This is a genomic window from Sphingomonas sinipercae (assembly GCF_011302055.1).
Taxonomy (GTDB): domain Bacteria; phylum Pseudomonadota; class Alphaproteobacteria; order Sphingomonadales; family Sphingomonadaceae; genus Sphingomicrobium; species Sphingomicrobium sinipercae.
Genome location: NZ_CP049871.1, coordinates 439,445 through 459,800, shown reverse-complemented (window position 1 = coordinate 459,800; position 20,356 = coordinate 439,445). Strand labels below are relative to the sequence as shown.

The following is a 20,356-nucleotide window of genomic DNA, read 5'->3' as shown; positions in this document are numbered from 1 at the left end:
CATGCGCCGCTTCACCGCCACTGCCGCCAGCCTTTGCGCCCTTGCCGCCGCCGGTTGCACGCAAGTGCCCTCGCCGGCCGTGCCGGTCGCCAGGTCGAACGGCGGCACCTGCTTCAACGCCAATCAGGTCCGTCACTTTTCGACCATCGCCGACGATGTCGTCGACGTGCAGGTCGGGGGCAGCCGCTTCTACCGGCTGCAATTGTCCGGGACTTGCAACAGCAGCGTGTCCAACCCGCGCGCGGTGCTGCGCACCCTTGGCGGCGGATCGTGGATTTGCGGCGGGCTGGATGCCCAGATCGTCTTCCCCGACGCCTTCGGCTCGGAACGTTGCCTGGTCACCGGAGTCACCCAGATTCCAAAGCCACTCTATGGGGTTCGCCGCTAGTCAGGCAGCGTCCGGCGCGGGGACCAATACCCGCCCGCGACTGAGCGCGACCACCATGCCGCCCAGCGCAAGGCATGCGCCGGCGATGGTTTGCGGCGTCCAGCGATAGTCTTCCAGCCAGGTCGAAAAGGCCATTGCGATGATCGGCACCATGACGCTGGAATATGCAGCCTTGCCGGGGCCGATCTTGCGCACCACCGGCAAGTAGAGCGTGAACGCCAACGCCGATGCGAACACGCCGAGGTAGGCAAGGCCGAGCCAATAGGCCGGGCGGAGTTCGATTGTGGGAGGGCCGGCGACGATCAGGGCGATGGCCGTGTCGAATAGCGCGCCGAGCAGCATCGCCCAGGTCAACACCGCCAGCAGCGGGAAGCGCTTCACCCGCTCCAGCGCCTGGAACACATTGGCCGCCGACGCGCCGAGCATTCCAACCAGGGTCAGGCCGATGCCCAGGAGAATCGCGTCGAAGCGCGCCGGATGCTCCGACAGCTCATGCGCGAACAAAAGCGCGATTCCGGCGACGGCAATCAGCGACCCGACGGCAAATCGCGCGGAAGGCCGCTGCCCGAGCAGCGCCCAGGCAAGCAGGCTGTTGGGGATCAGAAGCAGTGCGAAGACGGTGGCAACCAGCCCCGAAGTGATATGGTGTTCCGCCAGGTAAACCGCGTTGAAGTTGATGACGAACTGCAGGAACCCCAGCGCCGCCGCAGCGGCGAAGCCCGCGGCCGGCAGCCGGAGCGTCTGAACCTTCCACCGCGCCAGCGCCGCCATCGCCGCAGCCGCGATGAAGAAGCGATAGGCGATCGACCAATGGGCGGACACCGTGCCAAGCTGGTCGCGGATGACGATCCAGGTCGTTCCCCAGATGGTCGTGAAGACGATGAACGGGATGACGATCGACGCGTCGACTTTGGCGCGAGTCACAGGCGCGTGATCGCTGCCGCCAGTTGCTCGACTGCCTCGCCCTGCTGGTCCCAGCTGGTGACCAGCCGGATTTCGCCCGGCGCCCAATCGTAGAAATCGAAGCCCGCCGAGCGCAGCGACGCCGCTTCGCCGGGCGTGCAGCGCAGGAAGATTTCGTTGGCTTCGACGGGATAAACCAGCCGCTCGCCGGCGGCGCTGGCGATCGTTTGCGCGGCGGCATTGGCGGACCGGGCATTATCGAGCCACAGGTCGTTTTCGAGCATCGCCAGGATCTGCGCCGCAAGCATCCGCCCCTTGCTTGCCAGATGCCCGGCCCGCTTGCGGCGAACCGCGACTTCGTCGGCAAGTTCGGTCCGAAACAGGATCAGCGCTTCGGCATTAAGGCCGCCATTCTTGACGAAGCCGAAGCTGAGCGCATCGACCCCTGCCCGCCAGGTGACGTCCGCCGGACTTTCGCCGGTGGTTGCAAGCGCGTTGGCGAAGCGCGCCCCGTCCATATGCAAGGCAAGGCCGCGCGACCGTGCGACCTCGCCCAGCGCCGCGACTTCGGCCGCGCGGTAAGCCAGGCCGTATTCGGTCGCGTTGGTGATCGACAGCGCCTTTGGCTGGACCTGGTGAACGTCCTTGCGCACCCGGTCGCAGGCTTCGGCGACGGCCTCGGGCGTCACTTTCGCCCCGGGCCCGTCGACCAGCATCAGCTTGGCCCCGCCCGCGAAGAAAGCGGGCGCCCCGGCCTCGTCATTCTCGATATGGGCGTCGCGGTGGCAGACGATGGCGCCGAAGGACGGGCAGAGCGCCGCCAGCGCCAGGCAATTCGCCGCGGTGCCGGTCGTCACCCACAGCGCTTTGACCTCGCGCCCGAACAGTTCGGAAAAGGCACCGTCGAGCCGCTGGCTCAACGCATCGCCGTCATAGGCCGTGTCCATCTGGTTGGACCTGGCGATTGCATCGATGACCGCCGGATGCGCGGCCGCCGCATTGTCGGAGAAAAAGCGCATGATCCCGCTCCCCAAGACTATCGCCGGCGGCAAGGCAAGCTGCGGCCGCTACTGAACGACTTCGACCCGATCCCCATCGAAGCGGAGCAGTGCCGTCAGCAGCGCCCGAAAGACATTGTAGCCGCCGGTATTGGGGAAGAAGGCGTGGAAGAAGATGTGCGGCTGACCGTCCGGTCCCAACGCGACCGACGCGTGGCCGGGCGCGGCCCAGCTCCGCGCGGTCTTCAGCAGCGGCGCCTGGTGCTTGGTGAACGGCCCGAGCGGGCTTTCGCCGACCGCCACCCCGATGCCGTAAGCGGGATCGGTGAAATCGTTCGCCGCGTAAAACAGGAAGTAATGCTTGCCCTGCTTCCACAGGAACGGGCCTTCGACCAAATGCCCCTCCCACAGCTGGTCGTTCGAAATCGCGACCGTCGGCGAACCCAGCAGGGACGTGCCGTCGCTCGCCAGCCGCTGGGCAAGGATCGGTGTCGTCATTGCCGCCAGCAAGTCGTCGCCTTCACCGCTGCTCGACAGGACCCTGCGGACGCTCTCGTAATTGTCGACGGCGGTGCCAATGAACGGCTGCATCACGAAGAAGCGCTCGATCGGCCGGCGGGTCGCTGCCCAACCGACGATTTCCGCCGCGAACCGCGCCGTCCGGCGATCCTCTTCCTCGCTGAAAATGCGCTCGATCAGTTCCGGCCGGTCGCGCAGCAAGGCCGCGAGCTTGCGCGGCCAGATGCCGTTGCGATCTTCTTTCCACAACAGGTACGGCGCGCCGTCGTCATCGACGAAGATATGGCCGTCGATGGTGCCGCTGCCCAGCAGCGGCCGGCCGATGTCGGTCCACGGCCCGGTCGGCAGGGCGCTCTTGGCCAGGCCGACTCGCAGCACATGGTCGCGGTCGCGGGCGGTGTAGACCAGCCAATATTCGTCGCCGACCCTGGCGATTTCCGGCGCCCAGAAATCGCCGACTCGGCTGCCGGCTGCGGTCCAGCCGGGAGTTTCGCTGCGTGGGAAAGCGAAGCCGACATGCCGCCACTGGTCGAGGTCGGAGGAATGCAGGATCGGGAAAGCGTCGGGCGCATCGTTCGACGTGGCGACCAGGATCCAGCCATCGTCCGTCTTCAGCACCGCCGGGTCGCCATAGCCGGAGAGGATGTGCGGATGGACGTTCTCGGTCAGCAGCGGCCGCCACCGGGGATCGTGGTCGGTCGGGTGATGGAGCAGCGCGCGCGGCGGGCGGGTGCCGAAATCGCGGGCAAGCTCGGCATAGAAATTCAGGAAGTCGGGCTGCAGCGTGTCGGCGAGGACGTAAGTCGCGTTCCGGCCCTCGGCGCTGATCGCGATCCGGATGCCCTGGCCGGCGTCCGTCGCTTCGACCCGGAAGGTCATGCGCGGTCCGTCATTTCCATGCCCGGCATGACCCGGGATGCTTGTGCGTGAAAATGGTGCTGCCGGTGAGGATTGAACTCACGACCTCAGCCTTACCAAGGATGCGCTCTACCACTGAGCTACGGCAGCACTTTTACGGAGGTGGCGCGCCTATGGCGGTGCGGCCTTTGGCCGTCAACCCGGCTTGCGGGCGCGGGCCGCCTAATGCATCTGCCGATCATGGGCGAGAAAGAGAAGCGCGAAGAACGGCTTGCGGCCGCGCTTCGCGAAAACCTGCGGCGGCGCAAAGCGCAGGCGCGCGACCTGAAACCGGACGAAAAGCCCAAGCCTTAGAGCGGCGCACAGGCCGCTTCGAGCCATTCGCGGTCGCTGCCTTCAAGCTTCGGGCCGATCTTTTCGAGCACCCTGGCATGATAGGCATTGAGCCATTCGAGCTCGCGCGCCGACAGCATCTCCTTGACCACCAGCCGGCGATCGATCGGCGCGAAGGTCAGCGTTTCAAAGCCGAGCATCGGCTTTTCCGCACCATCGATCGGCTTGTCGACGACCAGCACGAGATTCTCGATGCGGATCCCATACTCTCCGGTCTTGTAATATCCCGGCTCGTTGGAAAGGATCATGCCGGGCTGCAGCGGTTCGTCGCCGCCCGATTGCGCGCTTCCGACCGGCGAGATTCGCTGCGGGCCTTCATGAACCGACAGGAAGCTGCCGACCCCGTGGCCGGTCCCGTGGGCATAATCGAGCCCCGCTTCCCACAGCGGCCGGCGCGCGAAGCTGTCGAGCTGGCTGCCGCGCGTGCCCTTTGGAAACAGTGCCGTGTCGATGGCGATGTGCCCCTGAAGCACACGGGTAAAGCGGTCCCGCATTTCGTCCGTCGGCGTGCCGATCGGCACGGTGCGGGTGATGTCTGTGGTCCCGTCGACGTACTGACCCCCAGAATCGACCAGATAGAGCGTGCCCTGCTCAAGCTTTCGGTTGGTGCTCTCGTCGGAGCGATAATGGACGATGGCGCCATTGGGGCCGGCGCCGGAAATGGTGTCAAACGACAGGTCGCGAAGCTCGGCATTTTCCTTGCGGAAGGCTTCGAGCCGGTCGGAAGCGACCAGCTCGTCGACTTCCCCCGAGGGCGCCTCTTCATCGACCCATTTGAGGAAGCGCGCGATCGCCGCCCCGTCGCGGGCCTGCGCCGCCTTCTGCCCGGAAATCTCGACCGTGTTCTTGATCGCCTTGGCGAGCACCGTCGGGTCGCGCACGGCGATGACCCTGGCGCCCGCCTTTTCAAGCGCATCGAAAATCGCCGCGACGGCGCGCTCGGGATCGACCGCCACGGTCTTTCCGGCAAGATGGGCCAGCGCCGGTTCGAAGTCGCTCCGCTCGTGCAGCCGGACCCCGTTGCCAAGGTGCTGGCGAACGTCGGCGCCGACCTTTTCACCGGCGACGAACAGGTCGGCGGTGCCGTCGGCATTGACCAGGGCATAGGCCAGAGCAACCGGCGTATGGGCGACGTCCTGCCCGCGCACGTTAAACGCCCAGGCAATCGAATCCAGCGCCGACAGCACCGCCGCGTCGGCGCCGTGGCCGGCCAGCCAATCGGCGATTTCGGTGCGCTTTGCGGCCGAGCTCTTGCCGGCATATTCGTCGGGCTGGACGTCCAGGGTCGCCTTGGACGCTTCAGGCCGGTCGGCCCAGACCTTGTCGATCGGGTTCTGCCCGACCGCCACCAGCTCCGCACCGCGGCCGGCGAGGCTCTCGCGCGCTTTCTTGACCCAGTCGCGCGTGTGCAGCCACGGGTCGTAGCCGATCCGGCCGCCTTTGGGCGCATGGTCCTTGAGCCAGTCGGCAACGCTAGTTTCCGGCACCGACTGGTAAGACCAATCCTTGCCGTCGACCTGGCTTCGGACCTGCAAGGTGTAGCGGCCGTCGGTGAAGATCGCCGCTTCTTCCGGCAGCACCACCGCCGAGCCGGCGGAGCCCTGAAATCCGGTCAGCCACGCCAGGCGCTGCGCATAGCTGCCGATATATTCGCTCATATGTTCGTCGGTGAGCGGGACGACAAAGCCGTCGAGGCGGTCGGACTTGAGCTGCTCGCGAAGAGCTTTGAGGCGGTCGGCGTAGCTGGACATGAGCGCTAACTACGCCCGCCCGCGTGGCGCAACAAGCGCGCTTAAAGTCACTAAAGTCACGCGGTCGTGTGCCATTTTCGTGACTTTAAGCAGGAAGGACGGTGCGCGGGTCGGGCAGGCCTGGGTGGCAAGTTTCCACCACGCAGTGAAGCACGGGAAGGCTGCTGTAGGACAGTAAAAGCGTCGATGACCCGGCCCGCCCCCGCCGATTGCAGCAGGCGCCCATCGCAGGCACAGTGCCCCGATGGGAACGATCGGCGAGAAAATCGGATTCGTCGACGAGCCAGCGACTCATCCGGACGTGGCCCGCAACATCGCCGTTCACGACCAGATCGCCCGCCGATACGATTCGCTTCACGGGGAAATCTTCAACGACGTCGAGCAGGCGCGGATTCGATCCGTGCTGGCAGCCGCGATGGCGAAGACGACGAGCGCGGAAGGCCCGTTGCGCGCGCTCGATTTCGGCTGCGGGTCGGGGAACCTGACCGAGCATCTGCACGCGCTTGGGGCCGAGGTGGTGGCCGCGGACGTATCGCGCGGCTTCCTTGACCTGATCGACGAGCGATATCGGGACCAGACGGTCGAGACGTTCCACCTGAACGGCCGGGACCTGGGCGGATTGCCGGACGGCGCCTTTGACCTGGTCGCGACCTATTCGGTGCTCCACCACATTCCGGATTACCTCGCTGCCTGCGTCGAGCTGGCGCGAGTCACGAAGCCCGGCGGGGTCGTGGTGATCGACCATGAACCGAGTCCGCAATCCTGGTTTCACGATCCGGTGTACGATGAATTCTGGCATTTGGCGCGCAGGCGCGACTGGCGCAAATACCTCAACCCGCTGAACTATTTCCGGGGCGCGCGGCGGCGGTTGTCGCGGCAGGACTGGGACGAAGGCGACATTCACGTGACCGCGGAAGACCATGTCGAGTGGGACGAGGTCGGCCGGGTGATGGCCGCTGCCGGGATGGAGACGGTGCTGGCCGAGGACTATCTGCTCAATCACGCAATCTATCCGCGCGCGCTCTATGAACGCTACCGCGACCGCTGCAGCGACATGCGCGTGACAATTTTCCGCAAGGCCTAGCCAAGCATTGGCATTCCCATCGGTCGCACCGGCGCTAAAGCGCTTCGCATGAACAAACCCGCCAACCGCCCCGCCCCGCCGCAAGCCGAGCAGCGCCCGCATTCGTTCGAGCGCCACGGAGTCACGGTCGACGACCCTTACGCCTGGCTTCGCGACCAGGGGTATCCGGAAGTCACCGACGAAGACGTGCTGTCATACCTGAAGGCGGAGAACGCTTACTTCGAGGCGTGGAAGGCGCCGCACACGGCGCTGGTCGATGCATTGTTCGAAGAGATGAAGGGGCGGATCAAGGAAGACGAAAGCTCGGTCCCGATCCGCGACGGCGACTGGCTGTACTGGTGGAAATTCGAGCCGGGCGCGCAATACCGCCAGTGGTGGCGCAGGCCCGTTGCCGGCGGCGATGACCAGTTAATCTTCGACGAGCCGGCGGCGGCCGCGGGCAAGGACTATTTCCGGCTCGGCGCGCTCGAGGTCAGCCCGGATGGAAAGCTGCTGGCGACGATGATCGACGACAGCGGGTCCGAGCGGTTCGTGCTTCGAATCCGCGACCTGGCGACGGGCGCGGACATCGAGACGATCACCGAGGTCGGCATCGGGTCGCCGGTGTGGGCCAGCGACAATGCCGGGATCGTCTTTACCGAGGTCAACGACCAGTGGCGCAGCTATCGCGCGCGCTATCACCGGCTGGGCACGCCGGTCGAAGACGACAAGACGCTGTACGAGGAAACCGACGACCTTGGCTTTTCGGTCGGCATCGACGATTCGCAGGACCGCAGCCTGATCTTCATCGGCACCGGCGACAATACGACCAGCGAAGTGCGCTTCGTGCCGGCGGGCGACCCGCTGGCCGAGCCGGTGCTGATCGCGACGCGCCAGGCAGGCCGCGAATATTCGCCGGATTCGGCGCACGGGAAATTGTGGATCGTCACGAACGACGACCATGTGAACTTCCGGCTGGCGGAGGCCGACATCGCCAATCCCGGCGAATGGCGGACCGTCATGCCGGGATCGGACCGGGTCTACCTGACCGGCCACACCGCTTACCGCGACCATATCGCGCTTCAGCTTCGGGTCGACGGGCTCGACCAGCTGATGCTGCGGACCTACGCCGGCGAGGAAATCCGGCTGCCGTTCGACGAGGCAAGCTACAGCGCCGGGTTCGCCGGCAACCCGGAATTCGCGCCGGACGCGTACCGGCTGACCTATTCATCGATGGTCCGGCCGTTGACCGTCTACGACTATCATCCCGGCAGCGGGGAGCTTGAGGCGCTCAAGGAGCAGGAGATCCCCTCCGGCTACGACGGATCGCAATATGCGACCGAGCGGCTGATGGTCCCGGCGCGCGACGGCAAGCACGTGCCGGTGTCGGTCGTCTACAAGAAGGGCTTCGAAAAGGACGGCCAGGGCAAGCTCTTCCTCTACGCCTATGGCGCTTACGGAATCTCCATTCCGCCCGGTTTTTCGACCACGCGCATCAGCCTGCTCGACCGCGGCTGGGCCTTTGCCATCGCCCACATCCGCGGCGGCGACGACCTTGGCTACAACTGGTTCCTCGACGGCAAGCTGACCAAGCGCAACAACAGCTTCAACGACTTCGTCGATGCGGCGAAAGGCCTGGTCGACGCCGGGTTCACCAGGCCGGGGCGGATTGCGATCAACGGCGGGTCGGCCGGCGGCGAGCTGATGGGGGTCGTGGCCAACAGCAATCCCGAGCTGTGGGGCGCCGTGGTCGCCGACGTCCCGTTCGTCGACGTGCTCAACACGATGCTGGATGACACGCTTCCGCTCACCCCCGGCGAGTGGCCGGAGTGGGGCAACCCGATCACCGACAAGGCCGCGTTCGAGCTGATCCGGAGCTACAGCCCTTACGACAATGTGAAGCGCCAGGATTATCCGCCGATGCTGATCACCGGCGGGCTAAACGACCCGCGCGTCACTTATTGGGAACCGGCCAAGTGGGCAGCGAAGTTGCGCGAGATGAAAACGGACGACAACCTGCTGCTGCTCAAGATCAATATGGGTGCGGGGCACGGCGGCAAGTCGGGACGGTGGGAACATCTCAAGGAAATCGCGGAGACCTATGCCTTCGTCCTGACCGAGGTCGACTGATGCGGGTGCGCGCAATGCTTCCGCTGCTGGCGCTGGCCCTTGTCGCCGCTTCGGCGCCGCCCGAACGGGCGCCGGTGGCGGACGTCGCGGTGGTGCGCGACGGCAACCGCTGGAGCGCGGCACTGGAGTTGAAGCAGGACGCGCCGGTCTGGGTATTCGCCAAGTCGGTGCTGCCGCGCGAAAGCAAGCAGTCGTGGCGGCTTCGAACGGTGCGGGTCGAGACGCCGGGCGCGACCTTGCAGCGGATCGGCGATTATGACGCGCTGGTCGCGGCCAGAGGCAACGTCCCGCGCGAGGTGCGGCTGTCGTTCGTCCCGTTCACCGAGGATATCGAAGCGGGCTATGACGCGGCGCTGGCGTTCAGCGGCGGTGCGGTCGCGCTGTACACGTCCCAATTCAAGCTTGTGCCGATGCCCTCGCGGAGCGCGGCGATCGAAGCGTCGCCGGAATCGGAGAAGCTGCCCGGGGCCGAGCGGCCGACCCATATCGAGTTTCGCGACCGGGCCGGAGACGTGCTGTTCCTGGGGCAGCGGACCGACGCGGCGGTGGTCGACGACGCCGACGCTTATGTGCTGTTCGGCAATGCCCGCCCGCAGGAAAGCGAAGCGCTGGTGACGGTGATCGACGACCGGTTGCCAACGTGGCTGCAGGCCTTCGTGCTGGAGCAGCTGCCCCCCGTGCTCGCCCGCTATCGCCAGCAACTGGGCCCGGCGCCCATCGGCAAGCCGATGGTGATGGTGTCGTGGGGCGGCGCGGAAAAGGACGGCGTCAGCTTTGGCGGCAGCGTGTTGCCGGGGACCGTCGTCATGACCATCGGCGGCAAGCAGACGCTGAACCCCGAGCGGGCGGTCGGCAATTACGCCCGCTGGCTGGTGAGCCACGAAGCCGCGCACTTCTGGCTGGGCCAGGCGGTACGGTACGAAACCCCGGCCGACAGCTGGATCACCGAAGGCGGCGCCGAGCTGCTCGCTTTCCGGGCGATGGCGGCCGCGGACCCCACCTATGAAGTGAAGAAGCGGCTGAGCCGGGCGCGGGCCGAGTGCGTGCCATTCCTGCGCAACGGCGGCGTCGCCAGCGCCTACGCGCGGCCCGACGACTTTCGCGCATATTACGCGTGCGGGGCAATCATCGCGCTGGCTGCCGAGCAAGCGGCGGGCGGCGATTTCGGCAGGTTCGTCCGCGCGCTGATCGACGGCAACCGGAGCGACGGCGTGGTGACCCGCGCCGACTGGTTCGCCGAGCTTGGCCGGCAGGGCGGGGGTAAGCTTCGCGGCGACATTGCCGTCCTGCTCGACCGACGCCATGCCAAACCCGAAGCGGCACTGGACGCATTCATCGCGCGGGCGGGCATCGCCGGCGCGTTCGCGGCCGAGCCGACAGCCCAGTGACGGCCGCCAGCCCGGCGACTGCACCGACGTTCGAAATGGCGTTCGACGCGCGGCCCGAGCACATCGACGAGCTTGGCCACGTCAATAATGCGGTGTGGGTGCAGTGGATCCAGGAAATCGCCGTCGCGCACTGGCGATCGGTGGCAGCGCCGGAGCATGACGCGGCCTATTTCTGGGTCGTGGTGCGGCATGAAATCGATTATCTTCGGGCCGCGGTCGAAGGCGACCGGGTGACCGGCCGCACCTGGGTCGGCGAAGCGCCCAAAGGCGCGCGGTTCGACCGCTTCGTCGAATTCGCCGGCAACGACGGCCGCACCTGTGTCCGGGCCAAGACCGGCTGGGCGATTATCGACAAGGCATCGGGGCGGCCGGTGCGAGTCCCGCGGGACGTTGTCGCGCCCTTCATTGCCGGATAGAGATTGGCGCGTGCCGCGTCCTGTCCTTCATGATTACTTCCGCTCGTCCGCCGCTTACCGCGTGCGGATCGCCCTCAACCTCAAGAAGGTCGACTATGAAAGCCGCCAGGTCGACCTGCGCGCCGGCGAGCAGAAAAGCGTCGAGTATCGGGCGCTCAACCCGCAAGGCTTCGTGCCGATGCTGGAGATCGACGACCGCCGGCTGACCCAGAGCCTGTCGATCATGGTCTACCTCGACCAGCGCTTTCCCGAGCCGCGGCTGATCCCTGCCGACCTTGGCGACGGTGCGCACGTCCGGGCAATGGCAATGGCGATCGCGTCCGACATCCATCCGCTCAACAATCTGCGCGTACTCAAATATCTCACCGGCACGCTGCACCTGGACGAGGCCGCCAAGGACGCCTGGTACGCGCACTGGATCACAGAAGGGTTCGCCGCGCTCGAGGCGATGGCGCAGCAGCGCTCCGGCGGTTTCCTGTTCGGCAACACGCCGACGCTGGCCGACGTCTGCCTGGTGCCGCAAATGTACAATGCGCGGCGGTTCAACGTCCCGCTGGACGCCTATCCGACGCTGTTGCGGGCGGACGCGAGCGCCAACGCCCTGCCCGCCTTCGCCGACGCCCATCCGGACAAGCACGGGTCCGCGCAATGAACCGGGCCGAAGGCATGAACCGCGGCATGGAAGGGATCAGCGCCCTCAGCTCGCTCGACATCCCGTCGCTGGAAGGCAAGGTCAGCGACGAGGAATGGGCCATCCGGGTCGATCTCGCCTGCGCCTATCGCATGGTCGCTTATTACGGCTGGGACGACCTCATCTTCACGCATTTGTCGGCGCGCATCCCGGGGCCGGAGCATCATTTCCTGCTCAACCCCTATCAGTTGATGTTCGAGGAAGTGACTGCTTCCTCGCTGGTCAAGGTCGACGTGCACGGCAACCCGGTCGATCCGACGCCGTTCATCACCAACCCCGCCGGCTTCACCATCCATTCCGCGATCCACATGGCGCGCGAAGATGCGCAGTCGGTGATGCACCTGCACACGCCGGCGGGCCAGGCGGTGTCGGCCCATGGCGAGGGGCTGCTGCCGCTGACCCAGACGGCGATGCTGGTGCGCGGCGAAGTCGCCTTCCACGAATATGAAGGCGTCGCGGTCGACCTTTCGGAACGCGAACGGCTGGTCGCCGACCTGGCCGAGAAAAGCCTGATGCTGCTTCGCAACCACGGCACGCTGGCCGTCGGCAAGAGCATCGGCGAATGCTTCGTGAAGCTCTATTTCTTCGAGCGGGCCTGCCAGGCGCAGATCATGGCGCTGTCGGCCGGCGACGACCTCAACCATCCGCCGCAAGGGTCGCCGGAAATCACTTCCGAACAAGGGTCGGCGGGGCTGTCGGTGGCGGCCAACCTGCTCGCCTGGCCCGCGCTCAAGCGCAAGGCCTACCGGCTCGACCCGAGCTTCGCGACCTAAGTGAAGCGACCGGCGAGCGTCGGCGACTATCGCGCGCTGGCGAAGGCGCGGCTGCCCCACTTCCTGTTCGAATATCTCGACGGCGGATCGTACGGCGAAGTGACGCTGCGCCGGAACGTCGCCGACCTGGCAAGCGTGCCATTGCGGCAGCGGGTGCTGCGCGACGTTGCCGCGATCGACCTTTCCGCCGAACTATTCGGACGGCGCTATGCAATGCCCGTCGGGCTCGGCCCGGTCGGGCTTGCCGGCCTGTATGCGCGGCGCGGCGAAGTGCAGGCGGCGCGGGCCGCGGCCGCCGCCAACGTCCCCTTCGCCTTGTCGACCGTCGGCGCCTGCTCGCTTCGCGAAGTGGCGCGGTCGGGCAACGTGCCCTGGTTCCAGCTCTATTTCGTCAAGGACCGCGGCTTCGTCCAGCGGATGATCGAGACGGCGGCCGAGGCCGGTTGCGGCGCTTTGGTGCTGACCGTCGACCTGGCGGTGCCGGGATCGCGCTACCGTGACGCGCGGGCGGCCGGCGCCGGGCTGCGCCGGGCGCTGCAACTGGCGGCGCGGCCCGGCTGGCTGTGGGACGTCGGCCTGCACGGCCGGCCGCACAGCCTGGGCAACCTGGAACCGATCGTCGGCAACAAGGCGCCGCTCGCCGATTTCCAGAAATGGATCCACAACAACTTCGACGCCACCGTGAGCTGGAGCGACGTCGAATGGGTGCGCCGTCAGTGGCAGGGCCCGCTGATCATCAAGGGCATCCTCGACCCGCAAGACGCGGTTGCGGCGGCCGGCAGCGGCGCCGATGCCATCGTCGTGTCGAACCATGGCGGGCGGCAGCTTGACGGCGTGACGTCGACGGCGCGCGCGCTGCCCAGGGTCGCGGAGGCGGTTGGCGGGCGACTACCCCTGCTTGCCGATGGCGGCGTTCGCTCCGGCCTCGACGTGGTTCGGATGCTCGCGCTGGGCGCGGATTTCGTGCTTCTGGGCCGGGCCTGGGCCTATGCGCTGGCCGGCGGCGGGGAACAGGGCGTTGCCCATGCGCTGCGCCTGATCGAGGCGGAGATGCGGGTGGCAATGGCCCTGACGGGCACCACCTCGATCGCCGCGATCGGCGCCGAAACGCTCGACCGCAATTAGTTGGTCGGGGAGAGAGGATTCGAACCTCCGGCCCCTGCCTCCCGAAGACAGTGCTCTACCAGGCTGAGCTACTCCCCGACCGGAACCCGCGTCGTACGGCGGGAGCCAAGGCGCGCGCTTCCTAGCCGCCGCCCCGACCATGCGCAAGCGAGCTTTACTTCGGCAAGCGGCCGAGCGTCGCCATCCACTGTTCGGCGCGCACCATCTTTTCGCGCGGGGCGCCGGGACGGGCGGCGCTTTCTTCGGCCTGCTCGATGCTCCGCCAATCGTCGAAGCTGGTCGGCCGGACGCCGCGCGAGGACAAGACTTCGCCAAGGGCTTCGGCGCCGCGGCGCTCGCCGCCGGTCCCGGGCGGCATCGCCGCTTCGATCAGCCCGGCCACTTCATAACCGTCGGGCCGGTTGGTGCCGATGGTGCCGGTTGGGCCGCGCCGCGCCCAGCCGACGCAGTAGAGCCGGTCCGATATTCGGCCGCCGTCGTTGCGAAACCTGCCGCTGCGTTCGTCGTAGGGAACGTCGGCAATCTGCGGGGTCGAATAGCCGATGCAACTGATCACCAGCCCGGCCGGGACAGTATAAGTCTCACCCGTGCCGCGAGCGCCGCCGGCCTCGTCGACCTCGGTGCGCTCGACAATCACCCGCTGCGCCGTGCCGTCGCCTTCGATCCGCAGCGGGCGGGCGAAGAAATCGAATACGATCCGCTTCGGCTTGGCCGGGTCCGCGCCGGCGGCAGCGAAGCCGCGCAGGATCGTGATCGACTTGCGATGGCCGGGCTCGAGCGGCTCGTCGGCTTCGACCGGCGGGAAGTCGTCGCCATCGACCACCGGCGAGGCCGCTTCGAGGTGGCCAAGCTCCCCCAGCTCTTTCGGGGTCATTGCGATCTGGTGCGGGCCGCGCCGTCCCAGGAGCGTGACGGTGCGGATTGCCGACCGGTCGAGCGCGTCGAGCGCATGGCCGGCGATGTCCGAGCCATCGAATTCGGCGTGGGTCTTGGACAGGATGCGCGCGCAATCGAGCGCGACATTGCCGTTGCCGATGACGACCGCGTCGGTGCCGCCGAGCGGCGGGTCGAGATCGGCGAATTCAGGATGGCCGTTGTACCAGCCGACGAAGGCGGCGGAGCCGAACACGCCGGGCAAATCCTCGCCCTCTATGCCCAGCTTGCGATCGTTCGGCGCGCCGGTCGCAAGCACGACCGCGTCATAGGCGTCGAGCAGTTCGGCGACCGAAACATCGCGGCCGACATCGACGTTGCCGATCAGCGCGGCCCCCGGGCTTTCCGCGACCTTATCGTAACGCTTGGCGACGGCCTTTAGCGACTGGTGATCTGGGGCGACGCCAAAGCGGATCAGGCCATAGGGCACTGGATAGCGGTCTATGATGTCGACCCGCGCCTGCTCGCCAAAGGCCTTGTTCAGCGCCTCCGCAGTGTAGAAGCCGCTTGGGCCCGAACCGATCACCGCGAAATGGCGCATCGCCTTCCCCTGCTATCGCTTGCTTTTGTCGTCCAGCAGCAGGTCGCCGCCCTTCGCCTTCAGCGCCGCCGCGATCGGCGCTGCGAACAGGCCGAGCATTCCGGGGAGGTCCATGCGGACATGGACCTTCGCTTCGAGGATCGTGAGTTCCGCACGCACCGCCTGGCCCATCGCCGTGATCGACAGATTGAGCTTGTCCCCGGCCCAGGCCGATTCGACGTTCGCGCCGCCCGGAATGTGGCTTTCGAGCTTGTGGATGTTGGCGCCGATCCGGCGGCGGGCTTCGTCCTTGCCGAGGCTGTGCGGCAGATCGACTTCGATGGGCTGTGACATGCTTGCGACTGTCGTATGCCGTTCAGCGCTTTGCAAGCGCGTCTCCGGGATTATGCTTGGCGCGATGCGTTTGCCCGTCACCTTGTCCGTACTGATTGCCTGTGCCGCACCCGCCCAGGCGCAGCAGGCTTATGCGCCGGCATGGCAGCCGACCGCCGCCTACGTCACTGCCGGGCAGGACGAGCCGGGCTATCGAAGCTGGTACATGGCGGCGCCGTGGCGGGCGGCGCAGGTCAAGAGCTTCAACGATTACCTAACCTATTACGGCGTCGGCGGAGTCGTACCGACTTGGCAATTGCTGCGCACCGCGAGCCAGTGGCAGCCGTGCGGGGCGGAGCCGTTCGAGGTCGCGCCAGTTTCCGAATGGCCGAACCTGGTGCAAACCCTGCGCTACATCCGCGACCGGGTGATCCCGGCCGTCGGTCCGGTCGAGCCGGTTTCGGTCTATCGCAACCCGCAGCTCAACATCTGTGCCGGCGGCGCGCGGGAGAGCGCCCACCGCTACATGCAGGCCGTCGACATGGTGCCGCTGCGCCCGATCACGCGCGAAGCGCTGATGCACGACCTGTGCGCCCTTCATGCCCACGGCGGCGAAAGCTACCAGGTCGGCCTGGGCTTTTACGCCTTCCTTCGATTCCACATCGATTCGCGCAAATTCCGCAAGTGGGGCTTCGCCGGTTCGTCCGACGGCGTCGGCTGCGGACCCGTTGCGACCGTCGCCCGGACCACGGTTGCGGCCGCGCCCGCACCCGCTACGCCAACCACCTTGCCGGACCCGCTCAGCCCGACGCCGAAATAGCCGCGCCGCTCTTGTGTTGCCCAAGTGCAACACCATATCCACGCCAACGAAGGGGATTGGCTGAATGGACTTGGAAAAGCTTACCGACAGGGCGCGCGGATTTCTGCAGGCAGCCCAGACGATCGCGGTGCGCGAGCACCATCAGCGGATTGCGCCGGCGCACCTGCTCAAGGCGCTGCTGGACGATGAGCAGGGGATGGCGGCCGGGTTGATCCAGGCGGCGGGCGGCGATCCCAAGGTCGCCAAGCAGGAGACCGACGCGCTGGTCGCCAAGATCCCGTCGGTAACCGGCAGCGGCGCCACCAGCGCCCCCGGGCTGGACGGCGACACGATGCGCATCCTCGACCAGGCCGAGCAGGTCGCGAAGAAGGCGTCCGACAGCTATGTGACGGTCGAGCGGATCCTCCTGGCGTTCGCGCTGGCCAAGGGCACCGATGTCGGCGAGGCGCTGAACCGCGCCGGCGTTACGGCGCAGAAGCTCAACGCCGCGATCGAGCAATTGCGCGGTGGCCGAACCGCCGATACGCAAGGGGCGGAGGACCGTTACGACGCGCTGAAGAAATATGCGCGCGACCTGACCGAGGCGGCGCGGGCCGGCAAGCTGGACCCAGTCATCGGCCGCGACGAGGAAATCCGCCGCACCGTGCAGGTGCTTGCCCGCCGGACCAAGAACAACCCCGTGCTGATCGGCGAGCCCGGCGTCGGCAAGACCGCCATCGCCGAAGGACTGGCCTTGCGCATCGCCAACGGCGACGTGCCCGACGGGATCAAGGACAAACGCCTGCTCTCGCTCGACATGGGCTCGCTGATCGCCGGGGCGAAGTATCGCGGCGAATTCGAGGAGCGGCTGAAAGGCGTGCTCGACGAAGTCAAGCAGGCCGCCGGAGAAATCATCCTCTTCATCGACGAGATGCACACCATCGTCGGGGCCGGCAAGGCCGAAGGGGCGATGGATGCCGGCAACTTGCTGAAGCCGTCGCTGGCGCGCGGCGAGCTGCATTGTATCGGCGCCACCACGCTCGACGAATATCGCAAGCATATCGAAAAGGACCCGGCCCTGGAGCGGCGGTTCCAGCCGGTGTTCATCGGCGAGCCGACCGTGCCCGACACGATTTCGATCCTTCGCGGGCTGAAGGAGAAATACGAGCTCCACCACGGGGTGCGGATCACCGACGCGGCGATCGTCGCCGCGGCGACTTTGTCCAATCGCTACATTGCCGACCGCTTCCTGCCCGACAAGGCGATCGACCTGATGGACGAGGCGGCCAGCCGGATCCGGATGGAGGTGGAGTCCAAGCCCGAGGAGATCGAGAACCTCGACCGGCGGATCATCCAGCTCAAGATCGAGCGCGAGGCGCTGAAGAAGGAGCAGGACAAGGCATCCAAGGACCGGCTCGCCACGCTGGAAGGCGAACTGGCCAATTTGGAGCAGAAGTCGGCGGAACTGACCCAGCGCTGGCAGGCGGAGAAAGAGAAAATCGCCGGCGAAGCGAAGATCAAGGAGCAGCTTGACGCTGCCCGGATCGAGCTTGAGCAGGCCCAGCGCAACGGCGACCTCGCCAAGGCGGGTGAGCTTCAATACGGGCGCATCCCCGAGCTCGAGAAGCAGCTTGGCGAAGCGCAGGCCGTGACCAAGGGCGCGATGCTGCGCGAGGAAGTCACCGACCAGGACATCGCCGGCGTCGTCGCCCGCTGGACCGGAATCCCGGTCGAGCGGATGATGGAAGGCGAGCGCGACAAGCTGATGCAGATGGAAAGCGCGATCGGCGCGCGGGTCATCGGCCAGGCGGATGCGGTCAAGGCGGTCTCCGCCGCAGTGCGCCGAGCGCGTGCCGGATTGCAGGATCCCAACCGGCCGCTGGGGTCGTTCCTGTTCCTCGGCCCGACCGGCGTCGGCAAAACCGAGCTGACCAAGGCGCTGGCCGAATTCCTGTTCGACGATTCCAGCGCGATGGTCCGCATCGACATGAGCGAGTTCATGGAAAAGCATGCGGTGGCGCGGCTGATCGGCGCGCCGCCGGGCTATGTCGGCTATGAAGAAGGCGGCGTTCTGACCGAGGCGGTGCGCCGGCGGCCGTACCAGGTTGTGCTGTTCGACGAGGTCGAGAAAGCGCACGGCGACGTGTTCAACGTGCTGCTCCAGGTGCTCGACGACGGTCGCCTTACCGATGGGCAGGGACGCACGGTCGATTTCACCAACACGATCATCATCCTGACGTCGAACCTGGGCTCGCAATTCCTCGCCTCGGTCGGCGACGACGAAGATTTCGCCAAGGTCGAACCGCAGGTGATGGACGTCGTGCGCTCGCACTTCCGGCCCGAATTCCTCAACCGGCTGGACGAGATCATCCTGTTCCACCGGCTGTCGGCGGCGCACATGGCGCCGATCGTCGATATCCAGGTCGCCCGGCTGCAGAAGCTTCTGGAAGACCGGAAGATCACGCTGGAGCTGACCCCGGCGGCGCGCGAGTGGCTTGGACGGGTCGGCTACGACCCGGTCTATGGCGCGCGCCCGCTCAAGCGCGCCGTCCAAAAACATTTGCAGGACCCGCTGGCCGACGCGATCCTGTCCGGCGCCGTCCACGACGGCCAGACGGTCCGGGTCGACGAGGGCGAAGGCCGGCTGGAGCTGACCCCGGTCGACAGCGAAAAGCAGGCGGCATGAGCTTCCAGCTCAATCCGGCGCTGGCCGCCGGCCCGCTGCGCGAGCAGCTCGATGGGACGGGGCGGCTGAAGATCGGGTCGTTCCTGGAGCCCGAAGGTGCGGCCGCCCTTGCCGGCGAGCTGCGCGCCTCGCCCGACTGGAAGCATGTCATCAAGGGCGGGGAGCAGGTGTTCGAAACCACGCCCGACCAGCTTGAGCAAATGCCCGAAGCCGAGCGCAAGACGCTCGACGAAGCCGTGTACCGCGCGGCCCGAAGCGGGTTCCAATATCGCTACGACACCATTCGCGTCCCCGACGCCCTGGCCGAGCGGGAAGCGCGCCCCGACCTGTTGGCGGCCTTCGCCCGGTTCATGTCATCGGAACCGGTGCTGGACTGGGTCCGCGACGTCACCGGGCGGTCCGACATCGCCTTCGCCGACGCGCAGGCGACCCGCTACCGCGCGGGCGATTTCCTGACGCGCCACGACGACAATGTGCACGGCAAGGACCGCACCCACGCTTATGTTTTCAGCCTGACCCCGGACTGGCTGGCCGAATGGGGCGGCCTGCTGCTGTTCAACGATGCCGACGGCGGCGTCGCCGAAACCTTCGTGCCCGCTTACAACGCGCTTCACCTGTTCGCGATCGGCCAGCCGCACAGCGTCAGTTTCGTTGCGCCTTATGCGGCGGGCGACCGGATTTCCGTCACCGGCTGGTTTCGGACGAAGGCTCCCTAGGCTCGGGCCCAAGCGCGTCCCCCGCCCAATCGAGCGTGTCGGCGATCAGGGCGCCGAAGCGCGCAGCAACGGCGGCGTTGGCCGACGCTTCGTTCGAGGGCGAGAATGCGCGGCCGGGATCCTTCGCGTGGCTTTTCGACCAGCGCTCGACATTGGCGGCAAGCTGCTCGGGCGCGAGAGCAAGGTCGAGGGCGGCCGACGCTTGGCCAAGCACCGCCATTGGATCGTGGTCCAGCGCCGCCGCCGAAACCCACGCCCGGCGATCCGCCGGGAGGGTTGAAGCGGCGTCGCGAAACCGCCGCAACTGAATTTCGTGGGCGACCAGGACCAGGCGAGCGAGTTGCCGATCGGCGTCCGGCGCGGCGGCCGCGAGTCCGACCAGCGCCCCAAGCTCGGGATCGTCGCCGCCCAGCCGCGCCGCAAGCCGGGCGGTGAACGCCACGCGGTCTTGCCCGCCCCGCAGGACGGCGGTGAGGAACCGCTGGCGGCTGTCGGTCATGAAGACGGCGCGCGACGACGGGCGAACGATCCGACCAAGCAGAGCATTGGCCCAATTCGACGGCTTGATGACGACCCGTTCGTTCGCCGCCCATGGCTGGGAGAGATGGGCGATGACGGGCGGAAGAACCGACTGCAGCGTCGCTTCGTCGAGCGGCTGGTTGACGATGTTGGCAAGGCAATGCGGCTCGCGCAGCACCAGGGTCGCGCCGGGCACGTCGAGCAGCCGCGAAAGCAGGGTCGATCCGCAAAAACCGATATGGAAGATGAAGCGCGCGTCGGCCGTCGCCGGCTGTCCGGCGAGGAATTGCGCGGCGCCGGCAAATTGCGCCTGGCCGGCGCTGAAATTCTCGCGCCCGTCGAGGAAAGTGGCCGACCTCAGGCCAGTAGCGGCGACGGGAAGCAACATGGCTTCGTCGCCGGCGAGCCGAAGCTCATGCAGGAAAAGGCGGGTCGATGTCATCCCGCACCAAAA

General features: G+C 66.9%; 19 protein-coding genes and 2 tRNA genes. 12 read left to right on the top strand and 9 right to left on the bottom strand.

The features are described 5' to 3' along the window. Position 1: 1 nt before the first annotated feature. Entirely contained in the window at positions 2-388 is a 387-nt protein-coding gene (locus G7078_RS02445) for a DUF6491 family protein (RefSeq protein ID WP_166092634.1), read from the top strand. Here the strand turns inward: G7078_RS02445 and G7078_RS02440 are convergent, their stop codons facing one another. The 4 genes from G7078_RS02440 to G7078_RS02425 form a co-directional block, all read right to left on the bottom strand. Beyond that, positions 389-1,312, bottom strand: coding sequence for a DMT family transporter (locus tag G7078_RS02440; protein ID WP_166092632.1), 924 nt, complete (start codon positions 1,310-1,312; stop codon positions 389-391). It lies immediately after the preceding gene. Beyond that, positions 1,309-2,310, bottom strand: coding sequence for a threonine aldolase family protein (locus G7078_RS02435; RefSeq protein WP_166092630.1), 1,002 nt, complete (start codon positions 2,308-2,310; stop codon positions 1,309-1,311). Before G7078_RS02435 ends, G7078_RS02440 begins: the two co-directional genes overlap by 4 nt. 48 nt (positions 2,311-2,358) lie before the next feature. Beyond that, positions 2,359-3,687, bottom strand: coding sequence for a glycoside hydrolase family 43 protein (locus G7078_RS02430; RefSeq protein ID WP_166092629.1), 1,329 nt, complete (start codon positions 3,685-3,687; stop codon positions 2,359-2,361). Positions 3,688-3,741: 54 nt separating this feature from the next. Further along, positions 3,742-3,816, bottom strand: a tRNA-Thr gene (locus tag G7078_RS02425). 75 nt (positions 3,817-3,891) lie between these two features. On the opposite strand from G7078_RS02425, the gene G7078_RS10970 reads away from it, so the two are divergent. Further along, positions 3,892-4,020 carry a hypothetical protein gene (locus G7078_RS10970; RefSeq protein WP_281346916.1) on the top strand — a complete coding sequence of 43 codons (129 nt, stop codon included), beginning with the start codon at positions 3,892-3,894 and terminating at the stop codon, positions 4,018-4,020. Here G7078_RS10970 and G7078_RS02420 read toward each other — a convergent pair. Then, on the bottom strand, positions 4,017-5,810 hold the full coding sequence (locus G7078_RS02420) for an aminopeptidase P family protein (protein ID WP_166092627.1): 1,794 nt from the start codon (positions 5,808-5,810) through the stop codon (positions 4,017-4,019). The genes G7078_RS10970 and G7078_RS02420 overlap by 4 nt on opposite strands. Before the next feature lie 244 nt (positions 5,811-6,054). On the opposite strand from G7078_RS02420, the gene G7078_RS02415 reads away from it, so the two are divergent. Genes G7078_RS02415 through G7078_RS02385 form a run of 7 tightly spaced genes read left to right on the top strand, consistent with a single transcriptional unit; the run spans position 6,055 to position 13,396 of the window. Beyond that, positions 6,055-6,894 carry a class I SAM-dependent methyltransferase gene (locus G7078_RS02415; protein ID WP_166092624.1) on the top strand — a complete coding sequence of 280 codons (840 nt, stop codon included), beginning with the start codon at positions 6,055-6,057 and terminating at the stop codon, positions 6,892-6,894. A 48-nt stretch (positions 6,895-6,942) separates the two neighbouring features. Next, the gene (locus G7078_RS02410) at positions 6,943-9,003 is read left to right on the top strand and encodes a S9 family peptidase (RefSeq protein ID WP_166092621.1); all 2,061 of its coding nucleotides are present in this window, start codon (positions 6,943-6,945) and stop codon (positions 9,001-9,003) included. Positions 9,004-9,017: 14 nt separating this feature from the next. Next, a complete protein-coding gene (locus G7078_RS02405; RefSeq protein ID WP_166092619.1) occupies positions 9,018-10,391 on the top strand; it encodes a gluzincin family metallopeptidase in 1,374 nt (457 codons plus the stop codon). A 35-nt stretch (positions 10,392-10,426) separates the two neighbouring features. Next, positions 10,427-10,807 carry an acyl-CoA thioesterase gene (locus tag G7078_RS02400; protein ID WP_166096067.1) on the top strand — a complete coding sequence of 127 codons (381 nt, stop codon included), beginning with the start codon at positions 10,427-10,429 and terminating at the stop codon, positions 10,805-10,807. A 10-nt stretch (positions 10,808-10,817) separates the two neighbouring features. Then, the gene (gene maiA / locus G7078_RS02395) at positions 10,818-11,459 is read left to right on the top strand and encodes a maleylacetoacetate isomerase (protein WP_166092617.1); all 642 of its coding nucleotides are present in this window, start codon (positions 10,818-10,820) and stop codon (positions 11,457-11,459) included. 26 nt (positions 11,460-11,485) lie between these two features. Beyond that, entirely contained in the window at positions 11,486-12,271 is a 786-nt protein-coding gene (locus G7078_RS02390; protein WP_166096064.1) for a class II aldolase/adducin family protein, read from the top strand. Beyond that, the gene (locus G7078_RS02385; protein WP_166092614.1) at positions 12,272-13,396 is read left to right on the top strand and encodes an L-lactate dehydrogenase; all 1,125 of its coding nucleotides are present in this window, start codon (positions 12,272-12,274) and stop codon (positions 13,394-13,396) included. 1 nt (position 13,397) lies between these two features. On the opposite strand, the gene G7078_RS02380 is transcribed toward G7078_RS02385, so the two are convergent. From G7078_RS02380 to G7078_RS02370, 3 genes are all read right to left on the bottom strand, one after another. Further along, positions 13,398-13,474: transfer RNA gene (locus tag G7078_RS02380), tRNA-Pro, on the bottom strand. Positions 13,475-13,550: 76 nt separating this feature from the next. After that, on the bottom strand, positions 13,551-14,870 hold the full coding sequence (locus tag G7078_RS02375) for an FAD-dependent oxidoreductase (protein ID WP_166092612.1): 1,320 nt from the start codon (positions 14,868-14,870) through the stop codon (positions 13,551-13,553). 12 nt (positions 14,871-14,882) lie between these two features. Further along, positions 14,883-15,203, bottom strand: a complete 321-nt coding sequence (locus G7078_RS02370) for a polyhydroxyalkanoic acid system family protein (RefSeq protein WP_166092610.1) — start codon at positions 15,201-15,203, stop codon at positions 14,883-14,885. A 64-nt stretch (positions 15,204-15,267) separates the two neighbouring features. Here G7078_RS02370 and G7078_RS02365 point away from each other — a divergent pair, with 64 nt between their 5' ends. The 3 genes from G7078_RS02365 to G7078_RS02355 all read left to right on the top strand — a co-directional run bounded on the left by G7078_RS02365 (position 15,268) and on the right by G7078_RS02355 (position 19,383). After that, on the top strand, positions 15,268-16,002 hold the full coding sequence (locus G7078_RS02365) for a D-Ala-D-Ala carboxypeptidase family metallohydrolase (protein WP_166092608.1): 735 nt from the start codon (positions 15,268-15,270) through the stop codon (positions 16,000-16,002). Between the two features lie 64 nt (positions 16,003-16,066). Then, complete coding sequence (gene clpB / locus G7078_RS02360) at positions 16,067-18,667, top strand: ATP-dependent chaperone ClpB (RefSeq protein ID WP_166092605.1); 2,601 nt, start codon at positions 16,067-16,069, stop codon at positions 18,665-18,667. Further along, complete coding sequence (locus G7078_RS02355) at positions 18,664-19,383, top strand: 2OG-Fe(II) oxygenase (protein WP_166092602.1); 720 nt, start codon at positions 18,664-18,666, stop codon at positions 19,381-19,383. The genes clpB and G7078_RS02355 overlap by 4 nt, the downstream gene beginning before the upstream one ends. Here G7078_RS02355 and G7078_RS02350 read toward each other — a convergent pair. Then, positions 19,352-20,344 (bottom strand): hypothetical protein, encoded by a 993-nt coding sequence (locus G7078_RS02350; RefSeq protein WP_166092599.1) that lies wholly within the window; start codon positions 20,342-20,344, stop codon positions 19,352-19,354. The genes G7078_RS02355 and G7078_RS02350 overlap by 32 nt on opposite strands. Positions 20,345-20,356 lie beyond the last annotated feature (12 nt).